This window comes from Kocuria sp. CPCC 205258, from assembly GCF_040981005.1.
GTDB classification, from domain to species: Bacteria; Actinomycetota; Actinomycetes; order Actinomycetales; family Micrococcaceae; genus Kocuria; species Kocuria rosea.
Map to the genome: position 1 here is coordinate 1 of NZ_JAVKPS010000011.1, position 13,702 is coordinate 13,702.

The window sequence follows — 13,702 nt, forward strand, 5'->3', positions numbered from 1 at the left end:
GCTGTGCTGTCAGGCGGCGACGGCGCCCCGCGGGGCGTCCCGGCGCGGTGCCGGGCGTGCGATAAGTTGGCAGCAGACGCCCCCCCCCCCCCCTTCTCCCCCCCCGCTTCCCCCCCCCCCCCCCCCCCGGCGCCCTCCCGCGGCCGCGCCGACGTAGTCCCTGGAGGTACCTCGTGGCCACCGTGCACTCCATCGCACCGCAACCGTCCACCGGGACCTCCGACAGCGGAACTGTGGCGCAGCGGCGGGGAGGACGGTACTCGGGGTTCCGTCCCGAGGTGCAGGGCCTGCGCGCGGTGGCGGTGCTGCTCGTGGTGGTCTACCACGTGTTCCTCGGGCGGGTGTCCGGTGGCGTGGACGTGTTCCTGCTGATCTCGGCGTTCTTCCTCACCCTCTCCTTCGTGCGCAAGCTCGAGGCCGGGCGGCCCCTGGCGATCGGGCGGTACTGGCTGCACGTGTTCAAGCGGCTGCTGCCCCTGGCGGTGCTCACGATCCTGGGCACCCTGGTGCTGGTGGAGCTGTTCTACCCGGCCTACGACGCCGGGCAGTGGCGCGCCGAGGCGCTGGCCTCGGTGTTCTACGCGGAGAACTGGGCGCTGGCGCTCAACGCGGTGGACTACTACGCCGCCGACCACTCGACCGCCTCGCCGTTCCAGCACTTCTGGTCCCTGTCGGTCCAGGGACAGGTGTTCCTGCTGTGGCCGCTGATCTTCGCCGCCGCCTGGCTGATCTCCCGGCGGACCCGGTGGAGCCCCGTGCCGGTGCTGGCGGTCGTCTTCGGCGTGGTCTTCGCGGCCTCCCTGGCGTGGTCGGTGCACAGCACGGCCGTCCAGCAGGAGTTCGCCTACTTCGACACCCGCACCCGGCTGTGGGAGTTCGCCCTCGGGTCCCTGCTGGCCCTCGCGGTGCCCTGGCTGCGGCCCGGCCGCAGGGTGCGCGTGGCCCTGGGCTGGGCCGGGCTGGTGAGCATGGTCTCGGTGGGGGTGCTGGTCGACGTGCAGGGGGCGTTCCCCGGGTGGATCGCGCTGTGGCCGCTGCTCTCGGCGGCGGCGATCATCGTGGCCGGACAGTCCGGGTCGCGCTTCGGGCTGGACCGGATCCTGGCCTCGGCGCCCCTGGTGCGGCTGGGGGACTCGGCCTACGCGCTGTACCTGATCCACTGGCCCGTGCTGATCACCTATCTCGTGCTGCGGGACCGGCCGATGGCCGGTCCGTGGTCGGGGGTGGCCATCGTGCTGGTGTGCCTGGTGCTCGCGGTGCTGGCCACCCGGCTGGTCGAGGACCCGCTCAAGCGCTGGGCCTGGCCCGAGCGCAGCCGGTGGCGGCTGGCGGCGGTGATCGTGGTGTGCCTGGCCGCGGTCGCGGTCCCGGTGACCGCGGCCAGGGTGGCCGAGGAGCGGCGGGCGGTGGAGATCGCGGCGTCGGCCGATCGCAACAACCCCGGGGCGGCGGCCCTGCTGCCGGGCTTCCGGTACGAGGGCGACCCGGACGCCGAGACCGTTCCCGTGATCACCGGGGAGCCGTACGCCAAGCCGCCGCTGGGCGAGCTTTGCCCGCCCGGCACAGGGGTCGGCGAGCGCTTCCGGCAGTGGTGCTTCGACACCGTTCCGAACCCCGATCCCGCCGCCACGATGCTGGTGATCGGCAACAGCCACATGCACCAGTGGATCCCGGCCGTCGAGCACCTTGCCGAGCGCAACGACTGGCGCGTGGTCACCTACATCCGCGGCAACTGCCTGTACGCCCTGCCCGAGGAGCAGGTGGCCGACCCCGAGCAGTGCACGCGCTGGCTCGAGGGCACCGACGCCGTGGTGGAGGCCGTGGACCCGGACCTGGTGCTGGTGCAGGGCACCCGCAGCACGGACGATGACCGGGAGCTGTTCACCCCCGGGATGGAGCAGCGCATCCGCGGGCTGGCGGAGCGCGGCATCCAGGTCCTCGGCCTGCGCGACAACGCCCGGTTCGACTTCGTCCCCGCGCGCTGCGCCGCGGACCACGGGGCCGACGCCCCCGAGTGCGCCGCCTCCCACGTGGTCCTGGGCCCGGACAGCCCGCTGGCCCCGGTGGCCGAGCTGCCGCGGGTCACGATGGTCGACATGGGGGACCTCATCTGCCCGGACGGCACCTGCGTCCCGGTCATCGGCAACGTGTTCACGTACTGGGACAACAACCACCTCACCGTCGAGTACGTGCGGAGCCTGGCGCCCCTGTTCGCGGAGCGCGTCGAGGAGGCCCTGCGCGCGGACGGGGCCTGGTTCCCCGCGGGGTCGTGAGAGCGGCCACAGCCGTCCGCCGGCCGGGACCCGGCCCGTAGAATGATCGCGACTCCCTCGAAGCTGAAAGGCCCCACCGTGTCGGATACCGCCGTCCCCACCGCCCTGTCCGAGGACCCGTTCGGGTTCACCGGGCTGACCTACGACGACGTGCTGCTGCTGCCCGGCAACACGGACGTCATCCCGTCCGAGGCGTCGACGCGCACCCGCCTGTCCCGGCGCATCGACCTGGAGGTGCCGCTGCTCTCCGCCGCCATGGACACCGTCACCGAGTCCTCGATGGCGATCGCGATGGCCCGCCAGGGCGGCATCGGCGTGATCCACCGCAACCTCTCGGTCCAGGACCAGGCCGAGCACGTGGACCGGGTGAAGCGCAGCGAGTCCGGGATGATCACCGACCCCGTCACCATCTCCCCGGAGGCGACCCTCGAGGAGCTGGACCGGCTCTGCGGCTACTACCGGGTCTCCGGCCTGCCCGTCGTGGACGCCGAGCAGAAGCTGCTGGGCATCATCACCAACCGCGACACCCGGTACCTGCCGGAGAGCGAGTTCCCGCGGCGCCGGGTGCACGAGATCATGACGCCCATGCCGCTCATCACCGGCAAGGTCGGGATGGCGAAGGACGACGCGCACCGGCTCCTGGCGACCAACAAGATCGAGAAGCTGCCGCTCGTCGACGACGCCGGCCGGCTCACCGGCCTGATCACGATCAAGGACTTCACCAAGGCCGAGCAGTACCCCCACGCCACCAAGGACGACGAGGGCCGGCTGCGCGTCGGCGCCGCCGTCGGCTTCTTCGGCGACGGCTTCGAACGGGCCATGACCCTCGTCGAGGCCGGCGTGGACGCCCTGTTCATCGACACCGCCAACGGGCACTCCCAGGGCGTGCTGGACATGATCGCCCGGCTCAAGGCGGAGACCGCCGCCGCTCACGTGGACGTCATCGGCGGGCAGGCGGCCACCCGCCACGGCGCGCAGGCCATCGTGGACGCCGGCGCGGACGCCGTGAAGGTGGGCGTGGGCCCCGGCTCGATCTGCACCACCCGCATCATCGCCGGCGTGGGCGTCCCCCAGATCACCGCCGTCAACGAGGCTGCGAAGGCGGCGATCCCGGCGGGCGTGCCCCTGATCGCCGACGGCGGCCTGCAGTACTCCGGCGACATCGGCAAGGCGCTCGTGGCCGGCGCGGACTCCGTGATGGTCGGGTCCCTGCTCGCGGGCTGCGACGAGTCCCCGGGCGAGCTGATCTTCGTCAACGGCAAGCAGTTCAAGACCTACCGGGGGATGGGCTCGCTGGGGGCCATGCAGTCCCGCGGCAAGAACACCTCCTACTCCAAGGACCGCTACTTCCAGGCCGACGTCGCCAGCGACGAGAAGCTCATCCCCGAGGGCATCGAGGGCCAGGTCCCGTACCGCGGCCCGCTCTCGGCCGTGGTCCACCAGCTCGACGGCGGCCTGCGCCAGACGATGTTCTACGTGGGCGCCCACACCGTCCAGGAGCTCAAGCACCAGGGCCGGTTCGTGCGGATCACGCCGGCCGGGCTCAAGGAGTCCCACCCGCACGACATCACGATGACCGTCGAGGCACCCAACTACCAGCGCTGAGCGACCGTCCGCAGCACCGTTCGGAAAGGACACCATGAGCTACGACATCGAGATCGGCCGCTCCAAACGCGCCCGCCGCACCTTCTCCCTGGACGAGATCGCCCTCGTCCCCTCCCGCCGCACCCGCGACCCCCGGGACGTGTCCACGGACTGGCAGATCGACGCCTACCGGTTCTCCATCCCGTTCCTGGGCGCCCCGATGGACTCGGCGACGTCCCCGGAGACGGCCATCGCCCTCGGCCGCGCCGGGGGACTGGGCGTGCTGGACCTCGAGGGGCTGTGGACCCGCTACGAGGACCCGCAGCCGGTGCTCGACGAGATCGCGGCGCTCTCCGGCGAGGACGCCCCGGCGTCCACGCGCCGGATGCAGGAGCTCTACGAGGCGCCCGTCCAGCCGGAGCTGATCACGGCCCGGCTGGCGCAGATCCGCGAGGCGGGCGTCATCGTCGCGGGGTCCCTGACGCCGCAGCGCACGGTGGAGCACTACCGCACCGTCCTGGACGCCGGCGTGGACGTCTTCGTGATCCGCGGGACCACGGTCTCCGCGGAGCACGTCTCCCGCAACCAGGAGCCGCTGGACCTCAAGAAGTTCATCTACGACCTCGACGTCCCGGTCATCGTGGGCGGCGCCGCGGGCTACACGCCGGCGCTGCACCTCATGCGCACGGGCGCGGCCGGCGTGCTCGTGGGCTTCGGCGGCGGCGCGTCCATGCGCATCCAGAACACCCTGGGGATCCACGCGGCCATGGCCACGGCGATCTCCGACGTCGCGGCCGCCCGCCGGGACTACCTCGACGAGTCCGGCGGGCGCTACGTCCACGTCATCGCCGACGGCGGCGTGGGGGTCTCCGGGGACATCGTGAAGGCGCTCGCCATGGGCGCGGACGCCGTGATGCTCGGCACCGCGCTGGCCCGCACGGAGGAGGCGCCCGGGCAGGGCTGGCACTGGGGCGCGGAGGCCCACCACGGGCAGCTGCCGCGCGGGCTCCGCACCCGCGTGGGCACCGTGGGCCCCCTCGAGGAGGTGCTCTTCGGGCCGTCCCGCCACGTGGACGGCACCTCCAACCTCGTGGGCGCGCTGCGCCGCTCGATGGCCACCACCGGGTACCTGGAGCTCAAGGAGTTCCAGCGCGCCGAGGTGGTCATCCGCGGCTGACCCGCGACCGCCCCGCGGGGCCCGTGCCGAGCCCTGCAGGGCCCGTGCCGCGCCCCGCCGGCCCGGCACGGGCCCTCGCCGCAACTGGCGAACGCCCAGGAAGGCGCACTAGCCTTGACGGGTGCTCACGACCGCCCTGCGCCCCCGCTCGATCCTCGCCCTGATCGTGAGCCTCGGGCTGGCCGTGGGCTTCGTGCTGCTGAGCCAGTGGCAGCTGGAGTCCAGCGAGCAGTCCCGCACGGTCGCGGACCCCGCGAAGGACGTGGCCGTCCCGCTCACCGAGGCCGTCGAGGCCGGCGCCCCCGTGACCGCCGCGCAGGCCGACCAGCTCGTCACCGTCACCGGCGACTACCGGGACGGGTCCACCGTCCTGGTCCCGGGCCGGCTGCAGGACGGGACGGAGGGCTGGTGGGCCGTCGCCGCCCTCGACGTCCCGGACACCGGGCAGCTGTGGCCGGACGCCGGCGGGGAGCTCACCCTCGCGGTGGCCCGCGGCTGGACCGCCGACCCCGCCACCGTGCCGGAGGAGCCGGCGGGCGCCGTCGACGTCGTCGGCCGGTATCTGCCCGCCGAGGGCCCGGTGCCCGGCGCGGACCTGCCCGCGGGGCAGGTGGGCACGGTGTCCCCGGCGCAGCTCACCAACCGCTGGGACGCCCCGCTGTGGTCCGGGTACCTGGCCGCCTTCGCCGAGAACCCCGCGTCCGCGCCGTTCCAGCTCGCCGGGGACGGGACCCTCGCCCCGGACGCCGCGCTGCTGGACCCGGGGCTGTCCCGGCTCGACATCGACCAGCAGCCCACGGACGAGTCCGTGAACCTGCTCAACCTCTTCTACGCGGTCGAGTGGGTGGTCTTCGCCGGGTTCGCCCTCTACATCTGGTGGCGGTTCGTGCGCGACGAGTGGCAGCGCGAGCAGAACCCCGAGGAGTACTTCTACTTCGAGGGCGACTACTACTACGACGAGGCGGCCGGGCGCTACTACTACTACGACCCCGAGGCGGGGGAGTACTACTGGTTCGACGACCAGCCCGGCGCCCGGGCGGGCGAGCCCAGCACCCACGACAGGACCCAGGACAGGACCGGAGCCCACCATGACTGAACCCACGCAGCCGACCCCCGCCCCGAAGGACCGCACCGACGGGGTGCGGGTCTCCCTCCCGCCGGACGCCCGCCCCGCCGAGGCGGCCTCCCCGGGCCGCGTCCCGCGCCGGGCGGCCGCCCTGCAGCCGCGCCGCCGCTTCGGGGGCACCGAGGCCCAGATCCGCGGGGCCCTGGGCTTCTACATGGTCTGCGCGTGGATCTCCGGGACCTTCCTGCTGCTGCTCGTGGCCGAGATGATCACCCGCTACGGGCTGGGCTACGACCTCGTCGCGGGCGGCACCGACCGGGCCACGGGGGAGACCGTGGCCCTCGGCTGGCAGGACCTCCAGCTCGAGAACCTCGCGGGCGGGGTCAACATCTCCACGTGGATCCTCATCGTGCACGGCTGGTTCTACGTGGTCTACCTCATCTCCTGCTTCCGGATCTGGACGCTCATGCGCTGGCCCTTCCCGCAGCTCGTGGTGATGGCCCTGGGCGGCGTGGTGCCGTTCCTGTCCTTCGTGGTGGAGCGCAAGATCCACGCCTCCACCACCGCCGAGCTGCGCGCCAACCCGAAGGCCGCGAAGCGGTACTGAGCCCTCCCCGCGCCTGGCCTAGGATGGAGGGCGTGACCGAAACAGCTGAGACCCGCACCGATCTGGAGCAGCGCCCGGTCCTGGTGGTCGACTACGGCGCGCAGTACGCGCAGCTGATCGCCCGCCGGGTCCGCGAGGCCAGTGTCTATTCCGAGATCGTCCCCCACACCTGGTCGACCGAGCAGATCCTCGCCAAGAACCCGGCGGCGATCATCCTCTCGGGCGGCCCCTCCTCCGTCTACGCCGAGGACGCGCCGCAGCAGGACGCGGCGCTCTTCGAGGCCGGGGTGCCCGTCCTGGGCATCTGCTACGGCTTCCAGGCCATGGCGCAGGCCCTCGGCGGGACCGTCGCGCACACCGGCGCCCGCGAGTACGGGGCCACCACCGCCACCGCCGTCGGCGGTCCCACGGCCTCCATCCTGGAGGGCTCCCCGGGCACCCAGACCGTGTGGATGAGCCACGGCGACTCGGTCGTCGAGGCCCCCGCCGGCTTCGAGGTGCTCGCCTCCACGGAGACCACCCCGGTGGCCGCGTTCGCCGACGACGCCCGCCGGCTCTACGGCGTGCAGTGGCACCCGGAGGTCAAGCACTCCGTGCACGGGCAGCAGGTGCTCGAGCACTTCCTCTTCGACGGCGCCCGGGTCGAACCCACCTGGTCGACCGGCAACATCATCGAGGAGCACGTCCAGCGGATCCGCGCGCAGGTCGGCTCCGCGTCCGTGATCTGCGGTCTCTCCGGCGGCGTGGACTCCGCCGTCGCCGCCGCCCTGGTCCAGCGGGCCGTGGGCGACCAGCTCACCTGCGTGTTCGTGGACCACGGGCTGCTGCGCGAGGGCGAGGCCGAGCAGGTCGAGCAGGACTTCGTGGCCGCGACCGGCGTCAACCTCTACGTGGCCGAGGAGAAGGAGCGCTTCCTCACCGCGCTCGCCGGCGTCACCGACCCCGAGCAGAAGCGCAAGATCATCGGCCGGGAGTTCATCCGCTCCTTCGAGGCCGCCGCGGAGGAGGTCGCCAAGACCGCCGCCCAGGAGGGCGAGCCCGTGCGCTTCCTCGTCCAGGGCACCCTCTACCCCGACGTCGTGGAGTCCGGCGGCGGGGAGGGCGCCGCCAACATCAAGAGCCACCACAACGTGGGCGGGCTGCCCGAGGACCTGCAGTTCGAGCTCGTGGAGCCGCTGCGCACGCTGTTCAAGGACGAGGTCCGCGCCGTGGGGCGCGAGCTCGGCCTGCCCCACGAGATCGTGGGCCGCCAGCCGTTCCCCGGCCCCGGGCTGGGCATCCGCATCATCGGGGAGGTCACCGAGGCCAACCTCGCGGTCCTGCGCCGCGCCGACGCCATCGCCCGCGAGGAGCTGACCCGCGCCGGGCTCGACGACGAGGTGTGGCAGATGCCGGTCGTGCTCCTGGCGGACGTGCGCTCGGTGGGCGTGCAGGGCGACGGCCGCACGTACGGGCACCCCATCGTGCTGCGCCCGGTGTCCAGCGAGGACGCGATGACCGCCGACTGGTCGCGCCTGCCCTACGACCTGCTGGCCCGCGTCTCCAACCGCATCACCAACGAGGTCGAAGAGGTCAACCGGGTGGTCCTGGACGTCACGTCCAAGCCCCCGGGCACCATCGAGTGGGAGTAGGCCCGGGGGCGGGCCCAGGGCCCGCCCCGCACGGGCGGTACACGAGCAGCCGGGGTCGAGCGGTCCGCACGGACCGCTCGACCCGTGCGTGAGCGGTGCCCGGCCCCCGGGCCGAGGCGGAGGAGGAGAACCATGTCGATCGGAGCCGACCGCACCCCCCAGGAGTCGGACACCTCCCGGGCGCAGCCCCCGCGCGTCTCGCTGCAGCCCTGGACCCGCCAGATGGACGCCTACACCGGCCCGGACACGCTGCTGGACTTCAACCAGGTCGACAACGTCTGCATCGACCTCACCGAGGCGAACTCCTCGGGGCAGGCCCAGCTGCTCATGGGCCGCCCCACCCGCCTGTCCACGATCGTGCACGACCCCGAGGCCTACGGGCACGCCGTGCGCGCGGCCCGGTCCCTGCGCACCAAGACCCACGAGCTGTCGGTCAACCACGGGCTGGACGCCGCGTACCTCGCCGCCGGCACCGCGTCCTGGCTCGCCCGGCCCCGGGGCTCCGACCCGACCGGCGCCGGACAGCGCCGCTGGATCGCCCCCGTCCTGCTCGCGCCCCTCGCCCTGAAGCCGCGCCCGGACCTCGACGACTTCGAGCTCCAGCTCGTCGGTCCCGCCCGGCTCAACCCCGCCATGGTCCGCCGGCTGGCCGCGGACCACGGCGTGGACCTGACCTCCGGCGAGCTCGCCCGCCTCGCCTACGGCACCCGCCGGCTCGACCCGGCCCCCGCCCTCGAGACCCTGCGCACCCTCGCCGGGGCGGTGCCCGGGATGCACGTCGAGCACAAGCTGCTCGTCTCCACGTTCGCCGATCTGCACGACCGGCCCGCCGACCTGTCGGTCGTGGCCCGCACCGCGGTGGTCCGGGACCTCGCCCGGCTCAAGGACTCCGCGGTCGGACGGATCCCCCAGGTCGAGGAGATCACGGACGACGCGCCCCCGCTCGACCAGCGCCACCCCGCCGACGAGCTCCTCCTGCTCGACGCCGACGGCCCCCAGCAGGAGGTCCTCGACCTCGCCGCCCAGGGCCACTCCTTCGTGGTGACCGCGGCCCCCGGCACCGGACAGCTCGACACCGCCGTCAACACGGTGGGCACCCTCGTGGCCGCCGGCCGCACCGTCCTGGTCCTGGGCGAGCGGCGCACCACGCTCGCCGCGTTCGGGCGGCGGATGGACGGGCTGGGCCTGGGCACCGCCGTCCTGCCGCTGTCCTCCCAGCTCAGCGACGCCGACGTGGCCCAGCAGCTCGTCCGGGCGGTGGCCCGCAACGAGCGCGCCGAGCGCCCGGACCTCGCCGAGCTGCACGAGACGCTGCGCACCAGCCGGGACCAGCTCGCCGAGCACGTGCGGTCCCTGCACACCGTGCGGCCCCGGTGGTCCGTCTCCCCGTACCGGGCCGTGCAGGCGCTCGCCGAGCTGACCTCCCGCCGGCCGGCGCCCGCCACGGCCGTGCGGTTCCCGCGCTCCGTGCTCGACGCCGTCACGGAGCGCGGCGACGCCGTCGCCCGGCTCGAGCGCGCCGCCGAGCTCGGGGCCTTCGACGCCGGGACCCTGGCCGGGCCCTGGACCGGGGCGCGCCTGGTCAACGAGGACGAGGCCCGGCAGGCGCACCGGCTGGCCCAGTCCCTCCTCCTGGAGCTCACCACCCTCGAGACCGGGATGCGGCACGTCCTGGCCACCAGCGGGCTGCGCGGCGGCACGACCGTGCCCGAGTGGGGCCGGCAGCTGCGGCTGCTGCAGGAGGTCCAGGACTCCCTGACCCGCTTCACGCCCGACATCTACGACCGGCCCGTGACGGACCTGGTCGCCGCGACCGCCGGGTCCGGCTGGCGGCGGGAGCACGGCATCGAGATGACCGGGCTGCAGCGCTCACGGCTGCGCAAGGCCGCGAAGGAGTACATCCGGCACGGGGTGCACCTCTCGGACCTGCACGCCGCCCTGCTGCGCGTGCAGTCGGAGCGGGAGCGGTGGCGGGAGTGGGCCACCTCGTCCACGCACCCGGTCGTCTCCGAGCGGGTCGAGGAGCTCGCGGCCGTGCAGGCCCGCTTCGTGGAGGACCTCGAGGGCCTGGCCATCGCCCTCGAGGGATCGTCCACCGGCGCCGACCTCCTGGGGCTGCCGATCGACCGGCTGCGCGAGACCCTGGACGGGCTCATCAACGACGAGGAGAACCTCGCCGTGCTGCCCGAGCGCACCGTCCTGCTCGACGAGCTGCGCGGCCAGGGCCTCGGCGAGCTCGTGGACGACCTCGTCCGGCGCACCGTGCCCCGCGCGGAGGTCCCCGGGGAGTTCGACCTCGCGTGGTGGCAGTCCACGCTCGAGGCCATGATCACCGGCGACGACTTCCTGGCGATGCCGGAGGGGCACACCCTGCGCAAGGTCGAGTCCGTGTTCCGCCGCGCCGACGCGGCGCACGTGGCCTCCGGGGCCGGCCGGCTCCTCTGGGAACTCGCCGACCGCTGGCAGCGCACCGTCCGGCGCTCCCCGCGCGCGGCGGCAGCCCTGCGCCGCATGCTCCGGGCCGGGGCCGCCCCGCTCGAGGAGGTCAGCGCCTCGGCGGGCGAGCTGATCGGCTCGCTGGTGCCCGTCTGGACGGCCAGCCCCCTGGTGCTCTCCGCGGCGCTGCCCGAGGACCACGACTTCGACGCCGTGGTGGTGCTGGACGCCGAGAGCTCCCCGCTCGCGGCGGTGCTGCCGGCGCTGACCCGGTGCCGGCAGGTCATCGCGTTCGGGGACCCGCACCTGGGCCGCCCGCAGCCGTTCACGGTGGCGCCCACCGCGGTCCCCGCCCCGGGCGCCCAGCCGGTGGTCGAGGTGGACAGCGCCTTCGACGCCCTCTCCCGCGTGGTGCCGGAGCGGACGCTGCGGACCGTGTACCGGTCCATGGACGAGCAGGTCTTCCGCCACCTCAACGAGCAGTTCTACGGCGGGCGCCTGAGCAGGCTCCCGCACGGTGAGTCCGTCACCGGGGCCACCCCCGTCCTCGACGTCGAGTACGTCCCGGACGGCGTGGGCGCCCTGACCGCCGGGATCGAGGGCATCCAGGCGCCCGCCGCCGAGGTGCGGCGCGTCGTGGAGCTCGTCTTCGAGCACGCCGCGCGCCACCCGCGCCGGTCCCTGGCCGTGGTCACGGCCAGCGCGGTGCACGCCGCGCGGATCGCGCAGTCCGTCCGGCAGCGGATGCGCGAGGAGCCCGCCGCCGCGGCCTTCTTCGCCCCGGGCCCCGAGTCCTTCCGGGTGGTCGACCTGCACCGGGCGGCGGGCATCGTGCGGGACACCGTCATCTTCTCGCTGGGCTTCGGCAAGACGGCCAACGGGCGCACCGTGCCGTACCTCGGGGCGCTGTCGGAGCGGCACGGCCGCCAGCACTTCGTGCTCGGCATGACCCGGGCCCGACACAGCACCCGCATCGTGACCTCCCTGCACCCGGGGGAGATGGAGGGCAAGGGCCTCCAGCACGGCGCGCGCGACTTCGCCCGTGTGCTCGCCGCGCACCTCGGCGGCCCGCCGCCGGGGGAGGAGAAGGCCCGGGACACCCACGACGACGCCCTGGTGGTCGACCTCGCCCGCCGGCTGGTGGAGCGCGGGGCCTCGGTGCGGCTGGACTACGCGGGCGTCCTCGACCTGGTCGCCTGGGCCTGCACGGAGTCGCTGTCCGCGGGGGCCGTGGTCCCGGGCCGCGCCCGTGCCGAGGACCGGCCGCTGCGGATCCCTGTGGCCGGGCAGTCCGACGGCTCGCCGGAGAACGCCGCCCTGTCCGTGCGGGAGCGCTCGCGGCTGCGGCCCCAGCAGCTCGAGCGCACCGGCTGGAACTACCTCACGCTGTGGACCATCGAGGTCTTCACCGACCCGGACACCGTCGCCGAGCTGATCCGGCGCTATCTCGGCCTGCCCGCCGCCCCGCAGCGGGGTGACCGTGCCGGCTGAGCCGGGCCCGGCGCCCGGCGGGGCCCCCGGGCCCGCCGAGCCGGACCGCGCCCCCGGGCGGGACGTGCCAGCCGCCCCGCGTCCCCGCCGGCGCGGGCCGCGGCGTGCCACCGGGGGCACGTTCACCGACGGCACGTCCACCGGGGCGGAGCCGCGCCTGCCCGGCCTGGACGGGCGGGCGCCCGGGACGGACGAGGACCGGGCGGACGAGGCCTCCGATCGGGCCCACGAGGACTGGCTCAGGGCCCAGCGGCCTCCGCACTGGGACTGACCGGCGCCGGGACGAGGACCACGGTGGTGCGCCCGGTGCCGCCCGCGCCCGCGAGCTGCGCGGCGCCTTCGTGCGGGGCTCCCACCACCAGCAGTCCCTCCTCCTCCTCGGAGGCGCCGGGCCCGGCGAGCAGACCGCCGTCCCCGCCGGGGCCCGCGGAGGAGACCCACAGCACGGGCAGGCCCCGGCCCAGGACCTGACGCCCGTCCGGCGCGGCGCCGTCGGGCAGGTGGACGACGTCCACGTGGTCGCCCGCGCGCACGTGCCGCAGCACACCGGGGTCGTCGATGCGCAGCGTCACCGCCGTGACGCCCCCGCCCTGTCCCGTCAGCAGGCCCGGGCCCACGAGCGCGGTCTCCGTCAGCGGCTGCCCGGGGCCCGCGGCGCCCGCCAGGACGCGCCCGGACAGCTCCGCGGGGTCGGCCACGGCGCCCTCCGGCGCCAGCCCGTGGGGATAGGCGGCCACCGCGAGCCGTTCCGGGGTGACCACCGTGCCCGCGGGCAGCGCCTCGGCGGCGGTGACCACCGGCACCGTCCTGGTCTGGGGCGGGCCGAGCCGCAGGACCACCAGGGCCGCCGCGAGCCCGAGGAGCAGCGCGGCCACCAGCCGGCGGCGCCGGGACAGCGCCGAGCGCAGGTGCAGGGACAGCGGGTAGCGGCGTCGGACGGTCCGGGGTAGGCGGCTCATGCCGGGCACGCTACGGGGCGGGTGCCCGGGAGCCCGCCGTTCCGGGGCCGCCTGGGGAGGGGCGGGCAGCGCCGCCCGGGAGGAGCCTCCCGTGCAGTGCGGACGCCGGGGCGGCGTCCGGGGACCGGCTCAGTCGGAGGACCCGCCCGCGGTCGCGGAGGCGGACGAGGAGGACGCGCCCGCGCCGGCGGTCGCCGGGGTCGCGGTCTTCGCCGGGGCCGCCGCCGGCTCGGCGGTGGAGGGCGCGGAGGACGTGGAGGCGCCCGAGTCCGCGCCGCCGGAGCGCGAGTCGTTGCGGTAGAAGCCGGAGCCCTTGAACACCACGCCCACCGTGTTGAACTTCTTGCGCAGGCCCCCGTCGCACTCCGGGCAGACGGTCAGGGCGTCCTCGCTGAACGACTGGCGGATGTCGAACGCGTGGCCGCAGTCCTTGCAGGCGTAGGCGTAGACGGGCATGGGTCCTCCTGGGAAGGGTCGA

9 protein-coding genes are annotated in these 13,702 nt (G+C 74.6%); 7 read left to right on the forward strand and 2 right to left on the reverse strand.

Features of this window, described 5'->3' with window-relative positions; genetic code table 11:
- Positions 1-173 precede the first annotated feature (173 nt).
- The 7 genes from RF644_RS15475 (at position 174) to RF644_RS15505 (ending at position 12,265) form a co-directional block, all read left to right on the forward strand.
- Positions 174-2,273, forward strand: a complete 2,100-nt coding sequence (locus RF644_RS15475; RefSeq protein ID WP_368797151.1) for an acyltransferase family protein — start codon at positions 174-176, stop codon at positions 2,271-2,273.
- 42 nt (positions 2,274-2,315) lie between these two features.
- The gene (gene guaB, locus RF644_RS15480; protein WP_368797152.1) at positions 2,316-3,878 is read left to right on the forward strand and encodes an IMP dehydrogenase; all 1,563 of its coding nucleotides are present in this window, start codon (positions 2,316-2,318) and stop codon (positions 3,876-3,878) included.
- A gap of 34 nt (positions 3,879-3,912) precedes the next feature.
- Positions 3,913-5,034, forward strand: coding sequence for a GuaB3 family IMP dehydrogenase-related protein (locus RF644_RS15485; RefSeq protein ID WP_017833353.1), 1,122 nt, complete (start codon positions 3,913-3,915; stop codon positions 5,032-5,034).
- A gap of 121 nt (positions 5,035-5,155) precedes the next feature.
- On the forward strand, positions 5,156-6,130 hold the full coding sequence (locus tag RF644_RS15490) for an SURF1 family cytochrome oxidase biogenesis protein (RefSeq protein ID WP_368797153.1): 975 nt from the start codon (positions 5,156-5,158) through the stop codon (positions 6,128-6,130).
- Complete coding sequence (locus tag RF644_RS15495) at positions 6,123-6,707, forward strand: DUF3817 domain-containing protein (RefSeq protein ID WP_368797154.1); 585 nt, start codon at positions 6,123-6,125, stop codon at positions 6,705-6,707. Before RF644_RS15490 ends, RF644_RS15495 begins: the two co-directional genes overlap by 8 nt.
- 23 nt (positions 6,708-6,730) lie before the next feature.
- Positions 6,731-8,338 (forward strand): glutamine-hydrolyzing GMP synthase, encoded by a 1,608-nt coding sequence (guaA, locus tag RF644_RS15500; RefSeq protein ID WP_368797155.1) that lies wholly within the window; start codon positions 6,731-6,733, stop codon positions 8,336-8,338.
- A gap of 132 nt (positions 8,339-8,470) precedes the next feature.
- Complete coding sequence (locus RF644_RS15505) at positions 8,471-12,265, forward strand: hypothetical protein (protein ID WP_368797156.1); 3,795 nt, start codon at positions 8,471-8,473, stop codon at positions 12,263-12,265.
- 239 nt (positions 12,266-12,504) lie between these two features.
- Here the strand turns inward: RF644_RS15505 and RF644_RS15510 are convergent, their stop codons facing one another.
- Together RF644_RS15510 and RF644_RS15515 are read right to left on the reverse strand one after the other, a co-directional pair.
- Positions 12,505-13,224, reverse strand: a complete 720-nt coding sequence (locus RF644_RS15510) for an SAF domain-containing protein (protein WP_368797157.1) — start codon at positions 13,222-13,224, stop codon at positions 12,505-12,507.
- Between the two features lie 129 nt (positions 13,225-13,353).
- A complete protein-coding gene (locus RF644_RS15515; protein WP_368797158.1) occupies positions 13,354-13,680 on the reverse strand; it encodes an FmdB family zinc ribbon protein in 327 nt (108 codons plus the stop codon).
- Positions 13,681-13,702 lie beyond the last annotated feature (22 nt).